The sequence below is a fragment of the Ideonella margarita genome (assembly GCF_038066635.1).
In the GTDB taxonomy this organism is placed as follows: domain Bacteria; phylum Pseudomonadota; class Gammaproteobacteria; order Burkholderiales; family Burkholderiaceae_C; genus Ideonella; species Ideonella margarita.
On the sequence record NZ_JBBUTI010000004.1, the window covers coordinates 351,496 to 365,464 of the forward strand.

General features: G+C 67.8%; 10 protein-coding genes. 2 read left to right on the forward strand and 8 right to left on the reverse strand.

Features of this window, described 5'->3' with window-relative positions:
• Positions 1 to 149 precede the first annotated feature (149 nt).
• Positions 150 to 1,223 carry a TIGR03790 family protein gene (locus AACH00_RS07020; protein WP_341398366.1) on the forward strand — a complete coding sequence of 358 codons (1,074 nt, stop codon included), beginning with the start codon at positions 150 to 152 and terminating at the stop codon, positions 1,221 to 1,223.
• A 110-nt stretch (positions 1,224 to 1,333) separates the two neighbouring features.
• Positions 1,334 to 5,191: an ATP-dependent RNA helicase HrpA gene (gene hrpA, locus AACH00_RS07025; RefSeq protein WP_341398367.1), complete on the forward strand. Its 3,858-nt coding sequence runs from the start codon at positions 1,334 to 1,336 to the stop codon at positions 5,189 to 5,191.
• A 25-nt stretch (positions 5,192 to 5,216) separates the two neighbouring features.
• Here hrpA and AACH00_RS07030 read toward each other — a convergent pair whose 3' ends face one another.
• From AACH00_RS07030 to AACH00_RS07065, 8 genes are all read right to left on the reverse strand, one after another.
• Positions 5,217 to 5,912, reverse strand: a complete 696-nt coding sequence (locus tag AACH00_RS07030; RefSeq protein ID WP_341398368.1) for a response regulator — start codon at positions 5,910 to 5,912, stop codon at positions 5,217 to 5,219.
• 54 nt (positions 5,913 to 5,966) lie between these two features.
• Positions 5,967 to 6,344: a response regulator gene (locus AACH00_RS07035; RefSeq protein ID WP_341398369.1), complete on the reverse strand. Its 378-nt coding sequence runs from the start codon at positions 6,342 to 6,344 to the stop codon at positions 5,967 to 5,969.
• Between the two features lie 15 nt (positions 6,345 to 6,359).
• On the reverse strand, positions 6,360 to 7,604 hold the full coding sequence (locus tag AACH00_RS07040) for a methyl-accepting chemotaxis protein (protein WP_341398370.1): 1,245 nt from the start codon (positions 7,602 to 7,604) through the stop codon (positions 6,360 to 6,362).
• 8 nt (positions 7,605 to 7,612) lie between these two features.
• Positions 7,613 to 7,981, reverse strand: a complete 369-nt coding sequence (locus AACH00_RS07045) for a response regulator (RefSeq protein WP_341398471.1) — start codon at positions 7,979 to 7,981, stop codon at positions 7,613 to 7,615.
• A 188-nt stretch (positions 7,982 to 8,169) separates the two neighbouring features.
• Entirely contained in the window at positions 8,170 to 9,015 is an 846-nt protein-coding gene (locus AACH00_RS07050; RefSeq protein WP_341398371.1) for a CheR family methyltransferase, read from the reverse strand.
• Positions 9,012 to 10,163, reverse strand: a complete 1,152-nt coding sequence (gene cheB / locus AACH00_RS07055) for a chemotaxis-specific protein-glutamate methyltransferase CheB (protein WP_341398372.1) — start codon at positions 10,161 to 10,163, stop codon at positions 9,012 to 9,014. The genes AACH00_RS07050 and cheB overlap by 4 nt, the downstream gene beginning before the upstream one ends.
• A gap of 14 nt (positions 10,164 to 10,177) precedes the next feature.
• Positions 10,178 to 11,815 (reverse strand): chemotaxis protein CheW, encoded by a 1,638-nt coding sequence (locus AACH00_RS07060; RefSeq protein ID WP_341398373.1) that lies wholly within the window; start codon positions 11,813 to 11,815, stop codon positions 10,178 to 10,180.
• A gap of 20 nt (positions 11,816 to 11,835) precedes the next feature.
• Positions 11,836 to 13,761, reverse strand: a complete 1,926-nt coding sequence (locus tag AACH00_RS07065; protein WP_341398374.1) for a methyl-accepting chemotaxis protein — start codon at positions 13,759 to 13,761, stop codon at positions 11,836 to 11,838.
• Positions 13,762 to 13,969 lie beyond the last annotated feature (208 nt).

Genomic DNA, 13,969 nt, shown 5'->3' on the forward strand with positions numbered 1-13,969 from the left:
GCCGGTTTGAGAGGTCGGGGCCGAAGTTGCGGTCGATATCGGCGTGGATGTGCGCGACCTTGTTTTTGCTGTGCCTGCAGGCCCAAGGCCAGGGGCTGACGCCACCAGCACCAAATGCGCCGGCTCCGTCAGCATCGCCTGCCGCCGCCATGCCCCCAGCCTCATCGCCCGGCCAGCCGGCGCCCGCCGTGGCCGTGCCGCGCATCTCGGGTCGCCTCCAGGCTGCGCAGATCGGGCTGGTCATCAACGATGACGACGCCTATTCGGTCGCCGTCGGTGAGCACTACCAGCGCCAGCGCGGGCTGGCTCCTGCCCAGGTGCTGCATGTGCGCCTGCCGGTGCGGGCCCGGCTGGAGCCCGCCCAGGCCGAGACCTTGCGCGCCCGCATCGCCGGCCACTTCGGCCCGAACATCCAGGCGCTGGCTCTGGCCTGGCGCCAGCCCTTTGCCGTGCAGTGCAACTCGATCACCTCGGTGGTCACGCTCGGCTTTCGGCCTGCCCAGTGCGAATCCACCTGCGGCAAAGGCGAGCCATCGCCCTTGTTCAACCAGCCCACCGTCACGCCGTTCACCGACCTCGGCGTGCGGCCGAGCATGTTGCTGGCCGCCCCTGATGAGGCGGCGGCCCGCGCCATGATCGACCGCGGCGTGGCCGCCGACGGCACCCTGGGCCGCCGTTTTGCGCCGGCCGTCAGCGCCTGGTACTTGCAAACCACCGATGCCGCGCGCAACGTGCGCAGCGCGCTCTACCCCCGGCCAGGGCCGGTCGGCCAGACGGGGCTCACGGTGCACAACGGCCCGGAAGCCGCACTGGCGCGCCAGCCGGGCGACCCCGCCGTGCTGCTGCAGATCGGTGCCGTGCGTTGGCAGCCCCCCGCATCACTGCGCTGGGCCCACGGGGCGCTGGCCGACCACCTCACCTCGTTCGGCGGCGTGCTCGACGGCACCTCCGGTCAATTCACCGCGACCGACTGGATTGCGGCCGGCGCCACCGCCAGCCACGGCACGGTCAGCGAGCCGTGCAACCACCTGCAGAAGTTCCCGCATCCGCAGGTGGTGTTGCTGCATTACCTGCAAGGCGCCACCGCGATCGAGGCCTACTGGAAAAGCGTGTTTTGGCCGGCACAGAGCCTGTTTGTGGGCGAACCACTGGCAGCGCCGTTCGGCCCGCCCAGCCTGGCTGCACGCCCGGCCGGCCAAACGCCGATAATCGCGCCCCTGTGACTGAATCCGCCTCCCGACCGCCCGCCCCGCCGGCCCCCGCCCGCTCGTCCCAAGCCAGCCCCGCGGCCCGCCCGCCTCGGCCCGCCCGACCGCCTCGGGTGGCCACGCCGGTGCCGCCCATCACCTTCCCCGAAAGCCTGCCTGTCAGCGCGCGGCGGGATGACATCGCCCAGGCCATCCAGCAGCATCAGGTGGTGATCGTCTGCGGTGAAACCGGCTCGGGCAAAACCACGCAGCTGCCCAAACTGGCGCTGGCCCTCGGCCGCGGCTGGGGCGCAGGTGGTTCCGGGCTGATCGGCCACACCCAGCCGCGCCGCATTGCGGCCAGCTCGGTGGCCAAGCGCATTGCCGAAGAATTGAACTCGCCGCTGGGCGAGGTGGTTGGCTACAAGGTGCGGTTCCAGGATCGCCTGCAGCCCGGCGCCAGCGTCAAACTGATGACCGACGGCATCTTGCTGGCGGAAACCCAGACCGACCCGCTGCTCAAGGCCTACGACACGCTGATCATCGACGAGGCGCATGAGCGCAGCCTCAACATCGACTTCCTGCTGGGCTACCTGCGGCAGATCCTGCCGCGCCGGCCGGACCTGAAGATCATCGTCACCTCGGCCACGATCGATGCCGACCGGTTCGCCCGGCACTTCGAATCGCGCCAGGGCCCGGCACCGGTCATCATGGTCAGCGGCCGCACCTTCCCGGTGGAGCAGCGCTGGCGCTCGTTCGAGGAAACACGCGAATTTGATCTGGACGATGCCATCGCCGATGCGGTGGACGAGCTCTGGCGCGAAGGCCCCGGCGACATCCTCGTGTTCCTGCCCGGCGAGCGCGAGATCCGCGAAGCCGCCGATCACCTGCGCAAGCACCTGGCCCAGCAGCACCGCCACGGCCCGCAGCCTGAAATCCTGCCGCTGTTCGCCCGCCTGAGCCAGCAGGAGCAAGACCGCGTCTTCCAGGCCGGCAACGGCCGCCGCATCGTGCTGGCCACCAACGTGGCCGAAACCTCGCTGACGGTGCCGGGCATCCGCTACGTGATCGACGCGGGCCTGGCCCGGGTGAAGCGCTACAGCTACCGCAACAAGGTCGAGCAGCTGCAGATCGAGGCGATCAGCCAGGCGGCGGCCAACCAGCGTGCAGGCCGTTGCGGCCGGGTCTCGAACGGCATCTGCATCCGGCTCTATGACGAGAAGGATTTCAACGGCCGGCCACGTTTCACCGACCCCGAAATCCTGCGCTCGTCGCTGGCCGGGGTCATCCTGCGCATGAAGGCGCTGGGCCTGGGGCAGGTCGAGGACTTCCCCTTCCTCGAAGCGCCGCCGAAGAAGGCCATTGCCGACGGTTACGCCCTGCTGGGCGAGCTGGGTGCGGTGGACGACAACAACGACCTCACGCCGATCGGCAAGGAGCTCTCGAAGCTGCCGCTCGACCCGCGCGTGGGCCGCATGATCATCGAGGCGCGCGATCGCCAGAGCCTGAACGAGGTGCTGATCATCGCGTCAGCCCTGACCGGCCAGGACGTGCGTGACCGCCCCCTCGAAGCCCAGCAAGCCGCCGACGAAAAGCACAAGAAGTTCGACGACGAGCGCTCCGAGTTCATGGGCTACCTCAAGCTCTGGCACTGGATCGAGGAGGGGCGTGGCCGCACGGGTGCGGCACCTGCGCCGGAATCGGCCGCGCACAAGCTGAGCAACCGCCAGCAAGAGCAGCGGCTGCGCGACAGCTTCGTCAGCCCGCGCCGGGTGCGCGAATGGCGCGACATCCATTCGCAGCTGCACACGGTGGTGGCCGAACATGGCTGGCGCCTGAACAACAGCCCCGCCACCTACGACCAGGTGCACCTGGCCATGCTGGCCGGCCTGCTGGGCAACCTGGGCTGCAAGTCGGACGACGAAGACTGGTACCTGGGCGCCCGCGGCATCAAGTTCTGGCGCCACCCCGGCGCCCACCTGAGCAAGAAGCCGGGCCGATGGCTGGTGGCGGCCGAGCTGGTCGACACCACGCGCCTGTTTGGCCGTGGCCTGGCTGCGATTGACCCGCAGTGGATTCCGCAGATCGCCGGCCACTTGCTGAAAACCCAGCTGCTGGAGCCGCACTGGGAGAAGAAGGCCGCCGAGGTCATCGCGCTGGAGCGCGCCACGCTGTACGGCATCGTCGTCTACAACAACCGGCGGGTGAACTTCGGCAACATCGATGCGCCGGCCGCGCGCGAGATTTTCATTCGCGAAGCGCTGGTGAACGGTGAGTGGGAGACGCGCCTGCCGTTCCTGGCGCACAACCGCAAGATGATCGCGCAGGTGCAGGAGCTGGAGCACAAGTCTCGTCGGCAAGACGTGCTGGTGGACGACGAGCTCATCTTTGCCTACTACGACCAGCAGCTGCCGCGCGAGGTGGTTAGCGGCGCCACGTTCGAGCGCTGGTACCGCGACGCCCAGCGCCAGCAGCCGAAGTTGCTGCACCTGACCCGCGAAGAGCTGATGCGCCACGAGGCCGCCGGCATCACCTCATCGGCCTTCCCGAAGACCATCCGCCTAGGCGGCGTGGATTGCACCGCCACCTACCTGCATGAGCCGGGTGACGCGAAGGACGGCGTCACGGTGACCGTGCCGATCTACGCCCTGAACCAGGTCAGCGATGACCGCTGCGATTGGCTGGTGCCCGGCATGTTGACGGCCAAGGTGCTGGCGCTGTTCAAGACGCTGCACCAGCGTCCGCGCTCACGCCTGGTGCCGCTGCCTGATGCGGCCGCTGAGTTCTGCGAGATGGCCAATTTCGGCCAGGGCAACCTGGTGGACGTGATGCTGCGCGCGGTGCGTGAGCGCACCCAGATCGCCGTGCAGCGCAACGACTTCAAGCTGGAACAGCTGCCGCCGCACCTGTTCATGAACTTCCGAGTGGTGGACGAGCATGGCCGCCAGCTGGGCATGGGCCGGCAACTCGCCACCTTGAAGGCCGAACTGGGTGGCCAGGCCCGCTCTGCGTTCCAGGCCCTGGCCGCGCTGAAGATGTCCGCACCGCCCGCCGTGCCAGCACCGGCTGCGGCTGGCGCTGGCCAGGCGGCGGGTTCCGGTCGCGGCGTCGTCGCCGCCGTGAGGGCGCCTGCGCCACCGCCCGCTGATGCCCCCGCCGCCCGCTACACCGCCTGGACGTTTGCCGAGCTGCCCGAGCTGATGGAGATCCGCAAGGCAGGCCAGACGCTGATCGGCTTCCCCGCGCTGATCGACAAGGGCGCGCATGTCGAGATCGAGGTGTTCGATGAACCTGACGTGGCCGCAGCCCGTCACCGCGCCGGTTTGCGCCGCCTGGTGGCCCTGCAGATCAAGGAGCCGCTGAAGTACCTCGAGAAGAACATTCCCGAGCTGACCAAGATGGCGGTGGCCTTCATGCCGCTGGGCACGGCCGAAGAGCTCCGTGAGCAGATCATCGACGTGGCGCTCGACCGGGCCTTCCTGCAAGACCCGCTGCCGCAAGACAAGTTCGCCTTCGACAAGCGCATCGAGGAAGGCCGCACCCGCCTGAACCTGATCGCCCAGGAAGTGGCGCGGCTGTGCGGCGTGATTCTGGTGGAGTTCGCGGCGGCCCAGCGCAAGATCAAGGACAGCAAGCCGCCCAAGGAGGTGGCCGAAGACCTGGCCGCGCAGCTGCAGCGCCTGATGCCCAAGCGCTTCGTGCTGGCCGCCAGCTATGTGCAGCTGCAGCACTATCCGCGCTACCTCAAGGGCGTGGTGATGCGGCTCGACAAGCTGCGCGCCGACCCCGCCCGTGACAGCCAGCGCCTGGCCGAGCTGCGGCCGCTGGAGACGCGTTACCTGCGTCGGCTGGCCGAGCTGAAGGGGCAGGGCGATGCCCGCATGGACGACTTCCGCTGGCAACTCGAAGAGCTGCGCATCAGCCTGTTCGCGCAGGAGCTGCGCACGCCGCAGCCGGTGTCGGTGAAGCGGCTGGACAAGACCTGGGCCCAGCTGTCGAGCTGAGCCTCAGGGAGTCGTCAATGACGGCTCAGTGGTGGAGCGCATGCCCCAGGCAGCGCCCCATCAGCCGCTCGAAGCCCGGATCCAGCCGCATCGCGGGCTGGGGCAGGTACTGGCCGGCCCATGAGCGCAGCAGGGCGCCTGCGTGCGGCACGCCGGCGAGCGCCAGGGCGGCGTCGGCGCCCAGGTCGTCTTCACGCACGCTCAGCAGGCGTTCCAGCACCTCGCGGGCGGCGTAGCTGCCACCGGGGGTCAGGCTGGGGCCGTCCAGCAGTTCGATCTGCGCCTGCCAGATGCTCGTCACCTGCAGGCTGATGGCGGGCTGGGCCATGCCGGCCAGCACGGCGCGCGTGGCGGGGTCCTGGCCCATCAGCAGGGCAATGCCGAGCACCAGGTCGGCCACGCCCACGTCGTAATCCAGTCGGTGGTTCACACCGGCCCGGTGGGCTTCATGGGCGGGGTCGCCCGTCACGCCGTAGCCGAGTTGCAGTGCGGGAATGTGGCGGGTGTCGGCCCGCGTGCGCAGGTGATGCACCAGCGCCAGGCCCGCCGCGTTCTGCGCGCCGGCATTGACGATGAGCAGCCGGATGGGGGTGACGTTCAGGATGGCCAGGGCCTCCCAGGGCTGTTCCGCCTCGAAGACCTTCCAGCCCACGGCGTTCAGCAAATCAACCACCACACGTCGCCGTGTGGGGACCGGGTCGAGGACGAGGATATTGCTCATACCTTGTTATCGACCCTGCACGACCCGGCTTGAGAGCCGGCGTCGGGTGCTGATTCAGCGAACTGACGCCGTGTTGCCGAGGTATTCGGCGATCAGCTTGAGCAGCTCGTTGCCACCCACCGGCTTGATCATCCAGGCGGTGGCACCCGCAGCCTTGGCGCGGTCCCGCAGGCCACGCTGGCCCTGGGTGGTCAGGGCCACGATGGGGGTGAAGCGCAGCAGTTGCCTGGCCGCGGCAATCAGCGCCAGGCCGTCCAGGCGCGGCATCATGATGTCGGTCAGCAGCAGGTCAGGGCGCAAGCCGCCATTCAGCAGGTCCAGCGCGGCCTGGCCGTCTTCGGCCGTCACCACGGTGTGGCCGGCCAGCGTCAGGGACATCTCGATGCTGCGACGCATGGTCGGCGAGTCATCGGCGATCAGGATGGTGCTCATGGATGCGTGCCCGCTTCAGAACATTTCGATGCGCGGGCCGTTGGCAGTGGCCAAGGTCAGCTTTTCGGTACTCTGCGGGCCCTGGGTGACGCAGGTCACTTCGGGGTCGGGCTGGCCGAGGCCGCGCGAGTGAGCCACCCGCTGCGAATGCATCACGTAGTTCTGTGTCCAGAGCGCGAGCAACTCTTCCAGCATCACCGGCGGCGGCGGCGCGTCGCCACCAATCAGGCGATAAAGCTGCGAGAAGTGGTCGGACAGGCTGCCCAGCGCCGTGTTGATCTGCTCCAGCAGCTGCCGGTTGATGTCCTGGAACTGCATGTCGCCCAGCGTGTCGATGATGTCGACCGTCACCGTCTGCATGCCGCTTTCCATGTCGGTGCTGAGCGTGCTGAGGTAGGGCACCACGTCCGCCAGCGTGGCGCTCATGGTCTGGATGTGTTCGGCGATTTCGCCCAGTTGCTTGGCTGCGCTGGCACCCTGCATGTCCTGGGCTGACTTCACCTGCTCGTCGATGGTCTGGGCGGCAGCGGTGATGCCTTCGCTGATCTGGCGGGCCGCTTCGGCCGTCTGGGTCGAGAGGCGGCGCACCTCGGCGGCCACCACCTTGAAGCCGGCACCTTCCTGACCGGCGCGCGCGGCTTCGATCGAGGCATTGATGGCCAGCAGATTGGTCTGCCGCGAGATGTCGGCGATCAGGGCTGCCAGCGGGGTGAGCTTGCGCACCTTGTCGGCCACCGCGCGCACACGCTCCTGGCTTTGCTGGCGCTCGGTCTCGAACACCTGCTGGTGCTGGGCCAGGCTGGACACGGCGGCGCCATGCTCGCCGGCACGGCTGAGCGAATCGGCCGACAGGCTGTGCGAGCGGTCCACCGCATGCATCACCCGGGTCTGCAGGTCCATGGCGTTGGCATGCACCCGGTTCATGCGGTCCATCATCGACATGACCGCGGTTTCCGAGGTCTGGATGGTGGAGGTGACTTGCTGCTTCAGCACGCCGAAGGCCTGCTGCAGCGTGTTGATGTCCTGCACCACGACGTCGGTGGCCGTGGCGGTTTTCGCGATGCGCATGCGCGGTTGCAGCGTGCCCACCAGGGAGCCCGCAATCACCCCGAAAGCCACCGCCAGGATATGCCCGATGTCGACCCAGGCCGGCCAGATCCAGTGGGCCACCGCCATCGCGGCGACCAGGGCGCACAACATCAGCGTGCGGTTGCGAAGTTGGTGAGACACCTTGTCCTTGGGGAGGTGGGAATCAGGCATGGAACCCCTCACGCGCCAGGCAGCACTTGCTTGATCACTTTCACCAGTTCGGCACCGCCGACAGGTTTCACCAGCCAGCCTGTGGCGCCGCTTTTCTTGGCTTCATCACGCTTGCCCTGCTGGCTTTCGGTGGTCAGGGCCAGGATGGGCGTGAAGCGCAGCAGCTTGCGTGCTTCCTTGATCAGGGCGATCCCGTCCATCCGCGGCATGTTGATGTCCGTGATGATCAGGTCGGGCTTCAGGCCGGACTTCAACTTCGTCAGGGCAGCTTCGCCGTCGCCGGCGGTATCTACCTTGAATCCGCTGATCTCCAGAGTGCCCTTGAGGCTCATCAGCATCGTGGCCGAATCGTCCACCAGAAACACGCTCTTCATCATCTGTCCTTCAGGCAATTGGGGTCGTGTGATGCGCGAAGCACCAACCGGAGCCGTTTTGGCGGCTCCCACCACACGGTTAACGGCCAATGTGGTCAGGTCTTAACTGTGGCTTTTACTTGTCCGCGGGAAAGCGCCGAATTCATTGACGATTTGTGCCCAATTCCTCGCAGTTCGGGCTGCCGGAGCGGTCAAGCCTTCTTCTGGTAGACCAGCGCTTCGGGGAAACGGCGCATCTCGAAGCCCTTGGGGCCGTGACCGATCGACTCGGAATGCCCGAGACACAGGAAGCCCTGCGGGTTCAGGCTGGCGTGCAGGGCCTGCATCGCGGTGTCGCGCGACTCGTCATCGAAATAGATCAGCAGATTGCGGCAGAACACGATGTCGATGTTCCTGAAATTCTTCGTCTCGGCCGGTTTGCACAGGTTCACCCGGCTGAATTCCACCGCGTCCACCAGATCGCGGCTGATCTCGAATTCGTCCTGGCCCACTGGTTTGAAGTATTTGCGCAGCAGGTTGGCCGGCAATTCCCCCACCGAGCGGCGCGAATAAACGCCCGTCTGGGCGGCGGCCAGCACCTGGGTGTCGATGTCCGAGGAGAAGATCTCCACGTCCACCTCGTTGATGTGGCGCCAGCGCTCCAGCAGGTAGATCGCGATCGAGTACGGCTCTTCGCCCGTGGACGAGGGCACCGACCAGATCCGGATGGTTTCGCCCGGGGCCTTGCGGGCCCGCACCTCGTTCATCAGGTGGTTGACCAGGCAGTCGAACTGGTAGGCCTCGCGGAAGAAATAGGTTTCGTTGACCGTCATCGCGTTCACCACGGCCTGGAATTCCAGCCCCTGGGTGTCGCCGCGCAATTGCCGGAACCAGCCGGCGAAATTGGGGGCGCGCTGGATGCGGATACGGTCTTGCAGGCGCTTTTCGAGGAAATAGCGCTTGCTGTCGTCAAACCAGATGCCGCTCTGGCGGTGGAAATAGGCGCTGAACTGGGCGAGGTCGTCCGGCGTGATGGTCAGATCAGGGTTGTGGTTCATGCCTTGGCCCAGCTCAGGGCGGGCATCCAGGCCGTCAATTGGGCTGCCACCTCGTGGCAGGGTTTCACCACACCGGCGCCGCCGCGCTGGATCAACTCGGCCGGCATGCCGAACACCACGGCGGTGTCTTCCGATTCGGCCAGGGTTCGGCCGCCGCGCTGGTGCAGCCGTGTCATCGCCGCGGCGCCGTCGTAGCCCATGCCGGTGAGCTGCACGCCGATGATGCGGGCAGGTGGCAGCAGGTCGAGTGCGCTGTCCACCATCACATCGACCGACGGGTGCCACGGGTGCGTGGGGCTCTCGGCCTGCGGCATCACGACCACGCGGCCCAGGCGCTCAGCCAGGATCATGTCGGTGCCGCCGCGTCCGATGTAGATGTGGCCGGGCATCAGCGGCTTCACCGCGTCTACCTCGGCCACGCGCAGGGCGCACAAGCCGTTCATGCGCACGGCAAAGGCACTGGTGAAGTAGCTGGGCATGTGCTGGGCCACCACCACCGGCCAGGGGAAGTTGGCGGGCAACTGGGGCAGGATGTCTTCCAGCGTTCGCGGGCCGCCGGTGGACACGCCCACCAGCACCACGCCCGGGCAATGCAGCAGGGCGGTGGCCCTGGCGGCCTTCAGCCGCTGGGCGGCGGAGGCGGGCGCTGCCGCAGGTTGGGCGTTGGGCGCGGTGTCACGCGCAGCCCGGGTGGCCGCTGCTGGCGCTGTTCGCGTCGATGCCTGTGTCGCGCGCCGTTCCGGCGTGGCGCGGTTGACCGGCCGGCGCACCTTGGCGCGGGCCGCAGCCTTCACCTTGGCCACCAGCACAGGGCCCATGTCGCCCAGGCTGACCGACATCGTGCCGCCGGGCTTCTCGATGAAGTCCACGGCGCCCATGGCCATGGCTTCCAGTGTGGCCATCGCGCCCTTGGCCGTGAGTGACGACACCATCACCACCGGGGTGGGGCGGGTCTGCATCATCAGCGACAGGGCGGTCAGGCCGTCCATCTCGGGCATGTTGATGTCGAGGGTCACGACATCGGGCTCCCAGCGTTCCAGCTCCACCAGGGCTTCCGCCCCGTTGCGGGCGAGGTGGACTTCGCATCCGGCCTCCGTCAACACGCCACCGACCAGGCGGCGCATCAACGCAGAGTCGTCGACCACCATCACCCGTGTCATGGTCAGGCGACGCTGCAGGAGGCATCCGCCGAGGTGGCCGTCAGTGCGCCGATGGCGCCGGCTTCACCATCGTCGAGCAGGCGGGTCGGATCGACCAGCAGTACCAATCGGCCGTCGCCGTCGAGCTTGGCCACCTGGCTGATGAGGCCGGACTGGTCGCTGCTCAGCGACGGGGCCGGCTCGATCAGGCGATGGGCCACGCGCAGCACGTCGGTCACCGCGTCCACGATGAAGCCGGTGCGCACCCCGCGCAGCAGGTACACCATGATGCGCTGGCGCTCGTTGCGCTCGATTGGCGGCAGGCCGAAGCGCGCGCGCTGGTCCACCACCGGCAGCACTGCGCCACGCAGGTTGATCATGCCTTCCACCCAGGGCGGAGAGCGCGGCACATGCGTCAGCGTTTCCGGCAGGCGCACGATCTCCTGCACGCTCATGATGGGCACGCCGAACTCCTCCGCACCGAGGCGGAAGATCACCATCTGGCTGTCGTCGTCGATCGTGTCCACGGTGTTGTCTCCTTCGGCCTGGGTGTCGGTGCTGGCGCTGCCTGCAGCTGTGGCTGATCCGCCCTGGGCATGCAGCGCTTCCTGGATGCCGCGCAGGCCGAGCAGCTTGCTGGTCGTGATGATGGAGACCAGCCGGCGCCCTTCGTCCAGGCGGCAGATGGCTTCGAACTCCTGCAGGCCCTGGTCCTGGGCCAGCAGGCCGGGCATGGCATCGGTCTGGTCGCGCGGCACCCGCAGCACTTCCTTCACCGTGTCCGTCACCAGGCCGACGCGGTGGCCGCCGGGCAGGCCCACCACCACCACGCGGTGGTGCTCATCGAGTTGATCCATCGGCAGCGCGAAGATCGTGCGCAGGCTCACCAGCGGCAGCAGTCGCTGGCGCAGCGACATCAGGCCTAGCACATGGCTGGCCGAGCGCGGCACGCCGATGATGTTGTCTGGCAACTGCACGATCTCCTGCACGCTGGCAATGTCGATCGCGTATTCCTGGCCGGCCACGGTGAAGCTCACCAGGCGGGGCTCATCGGTGTCGGCGGTGTCTGCTTCGTTGCTGGCGGGCGTGCCGTCCAGCGCTTGCAGGGCACCTCCAGTGGCTGCATCGCCGTTCCCGACGTCCGCCAGCCGCGCGAACTGCTGGCGCGCCAGCAGGCCGAAATCAAGCACCTGCAGCAGCTGCACCTCACCCGAGGCCTGCGGCCGCTGGATGACGCCGGTCAGGAATTCCTGGCTGATGACCGATTCGATGCTGCTGGCGGGCGCCATCTGGCCCGCTTCCACCGATATGACACTGGCCACCCGGTCAACCACGAAGCCGATGGGAAGGCCGAGCTGGATGACCAGCGCGCGGCTGGCGTCGTCGGCCTCGCAGGCCGGCAAGCCAAAGAGGTGCCGCAGGCTGACGATGGGCAGCACCTTGCCGCGCAAATTGGCCAGCCCTTGCAGGGCGGGCGGGGCCAGCGGCATGCGCGCCACGTCGGGCACGCGGATGATTTCCTGCACCGGGCCCATCGGCACGGCGAACATCTCGTCCACCACGCTGAAGGTCACGAACTGCAGGGTCTGGGCCAGGCTGCCGGCGGTCTGCTCCACCGCCTCGGGGGGCAGGGCGCTGGCGGGAGGGTCACTGAGGTTCATGGCGGTTCGGCCGAGCCGCCTCAGTTGCTTTGCAGCTCGTCAGCGAGCGAGGCGATTTCCTCGATGGCGGCAGCCAGCTCGTCGGTGCCTTGAGACTGCTGCTTGGCCGCCACCGAAGCCTGCTCGGCCGACTTCTCGGCCTGCTGCGCGGCGGCAGACACCTGCTCCACGGCGACCTTCACCTGCGCCAGGGCCGCCACGATCTCGACGGCTGCCGAAGCTGCTTCCGCATTGCCGGCTTCCACATCCGCCACATCGGTTTCCATCGACACCAGGTTGTTGGTGATGGCGCGGGTCTTGTCGACTTCCGCGGCGGCGGCGCCGGCGATCTCGAACAGGTCACGGCCGACCAGGGCGATCTGGTCTTGAATGCTGCGCACCAGGTCCTTGATGCGGTCGGCGTTGCCGGCCGAGTCTTGCGCCAGGTTGCGGATGTCGGTGGCCACCACCACGAAGCCCTTGCCGTATTCACCGGCGCGGGCCGCTTCGATGCTGCCATTGATGGCCAGCATGTTCGTCTGCATCGCGACCTGGGTGATGGCGTCCACCACCTTGTCGATGCGGCGGCTGACCAGCTCCAGCTCCTTGATCTGCTGCATGCTGGTGCGGGTTGAATCCACGCTCATCGTGATGCTGGCGATCAGCCCGTCGACGTGCGTCTTGTTGTCACCCATCAGTGAGCGGATGGCGGCGGCGCGCTCACGGCCGTTGCCGGCGCGCTGCTCGGCGAGCTGGGCACCTTTTTCGATCTGCGTCACGGCCGCGGCCGATTCGGTGGTGGCGGCCGACTGGGTCTGGGCGCCTTTGCGGATCTGCTCCAGCGCAATCATGATCTGGCCGGCCGAGCGGTTGATCTCGCTCACGGCGCTCGACAGCTCTTCCGCCGAGCTGGCCACTTCCTCGGCGCTCTTGGCAATGTCTGTCGAGTTCTTCAACTCTTCGGCCACGTCCGACAGGCTGGTGGCGGTCTGCTCGCACTGGGCCAGCGCGGTGCTTTGCTCCTGCACGGTCTTGGCGGCTTCTTCGCAGGCAGCCGATTGCTCAGCGGCGGCGGCAGCGATCTGCTCGGCGCCCTTCAAGGCCTGGTCAGAGGCGACCGACGACTGCTGGGCGGCCGCGGCGATCTCGGTGGCGCCGGCCACGATGGCGGCGGCGTCGCTGGCGATGCGGCCCAGCTGCTCGATGATCACGCCGCTCTTGTCGACCTCCGCCTGGATGGAGCTGGCCGAGGTGTTGATGCCGTCGGCGATCACCTTGACCTCGCCCTGGATCTGTCCGACCAGGTCCTGAATCTGTTTGGCGCTCTTTTCGCTGGTTTCAGCCAGCGTGCGCACCTCGTCGGCCACCACCGCAAAGCCCTTGCCGTGCTGGCCGGCGCGGGCTGCTTCAATGGCAGCGTTCAGGGCCAGCAGGTTGGTCTGGTCGGCGATGCGGACCACGGCCTTGACGATGTCGCCGATGTTGGCGGCCTGCCGTTCAAGCTCGGCCACCATCTTCACGGATTCGGTCTGGCGGCGGGCGGCCACGCCCACATTGGTCACGGTGGCGCCCACTTCGCCGTTGATGCGGGTGGCCAGGGCCTGCATGCCCTCGGCCTTGCTGCGCGCCAGGCTGGCGGCGTTCAACTGGCGCACGATGGCGGTACTGACCTGGTTGACGGCGGCCAGCGATTCCTGGGCGGCGCCGGCGGCTTCTTCAGCGCCCGTGGCGATCTGGTCGGAGGCGCGCTTGAGCTCTTCCGCTGCGGCGGCGGCTTCATTGATGCCGGCCGACAGCTGGGTGGAGGCGGCCGCCACGCGCTCGGCGGCTTGCTGCTGCTTGGCGACCGTGCGGGCGCGCTTGCGATGGATGTCGGCGTCGCGGCTCACGTTGCGGCTGGCCGCGGCAACAGGCACGTAGGACTCAGCAGCGGGCTGTGCGCCGCGGTTTTTCATCACGAGAGACATGAAGGCTCCTGGGACACGCGCCGCACAGCTGGCGGGACGTGACTGGGATCCGGGGCGTCCGGAAGGCCGTCTCTCGCCCGCGCAAAGGCAGGGCGGGGCAGGCAAGCCTCAGACGTGGAGGCCTGGCCGATCAGTCGAGCGACCCGGCTGGTGTAGCCAGGGTGCTGAGCAGGAGCAAGAGCCTCATGATTGGATGCCAAGGGGCTCA

Bases quoted from the DNA above. Each gene is read 5' to 3' on its own strand.
- AACH00_RS07040 (WP_341398370.1), bottom strand. From the start codon at position 7,604: ATGCCTGATTCCCACCTCCCCAAGGACAAGGTGTCTCACCAACTTCGC.
- AACH00_RS07045 (WP_341398471.1), bottom strand. From the start codon at position 7,981: ATGATGAAGAGCGTGTTTCTGGTGGACGATTCGGCCACGATGCTGATG.
- AACH00_RS07050 (WP_341398371.1), bottom strand. From the start codon at position 9,015: ATGAACCACAACCCTGATCTGACCATCACGCCGGACGACCTCGCCCAG.
- AACH00_RS07060 (WP_341398373.1), bottom strand. From the start codon at position 11,815: ATGAACCTCAGTGACCCTCCCGCCAGCGCCCTGCCCCCCGAGGCGGTG.
- AACH00_RS07030 (WP_341398368.1), bottom strand. From the start codon at position 5,912: ATGAGCAATATCCTCGTCCTCGACCCGGTCCCCACACGGCGACGTGTG.
- AACH00_RS07035 (WP_341398369.1), bottom strand. From the start codon at position 6,344: ATGAGCACCATCCTGATCGCCGATGACTCGCCGACCATGCGTCGCAGC.
- cheB (WP_341398372.1), bottom strand. From the start codon at position 10,163: ATGGTGGTCGACGACTCTGCGTTGATGCGCCGCCTGGTCGGTGGCGTG.
- AACH00_RS07065 (WP_341398374.1), bottom strand. From the start codon at position 13,761: ATGTCTCTCGTGATGAAAAACCGCGGCGCACAGCCCGCTGCTGAGTCC.
- AACH00_RS07020 (WP_341398366.1), top strand. From the start codon at position 150: ATGCCCCCAGCCTCATCGCCCGGCCAGCCGGCGCCCGCCGTGGCCGTG.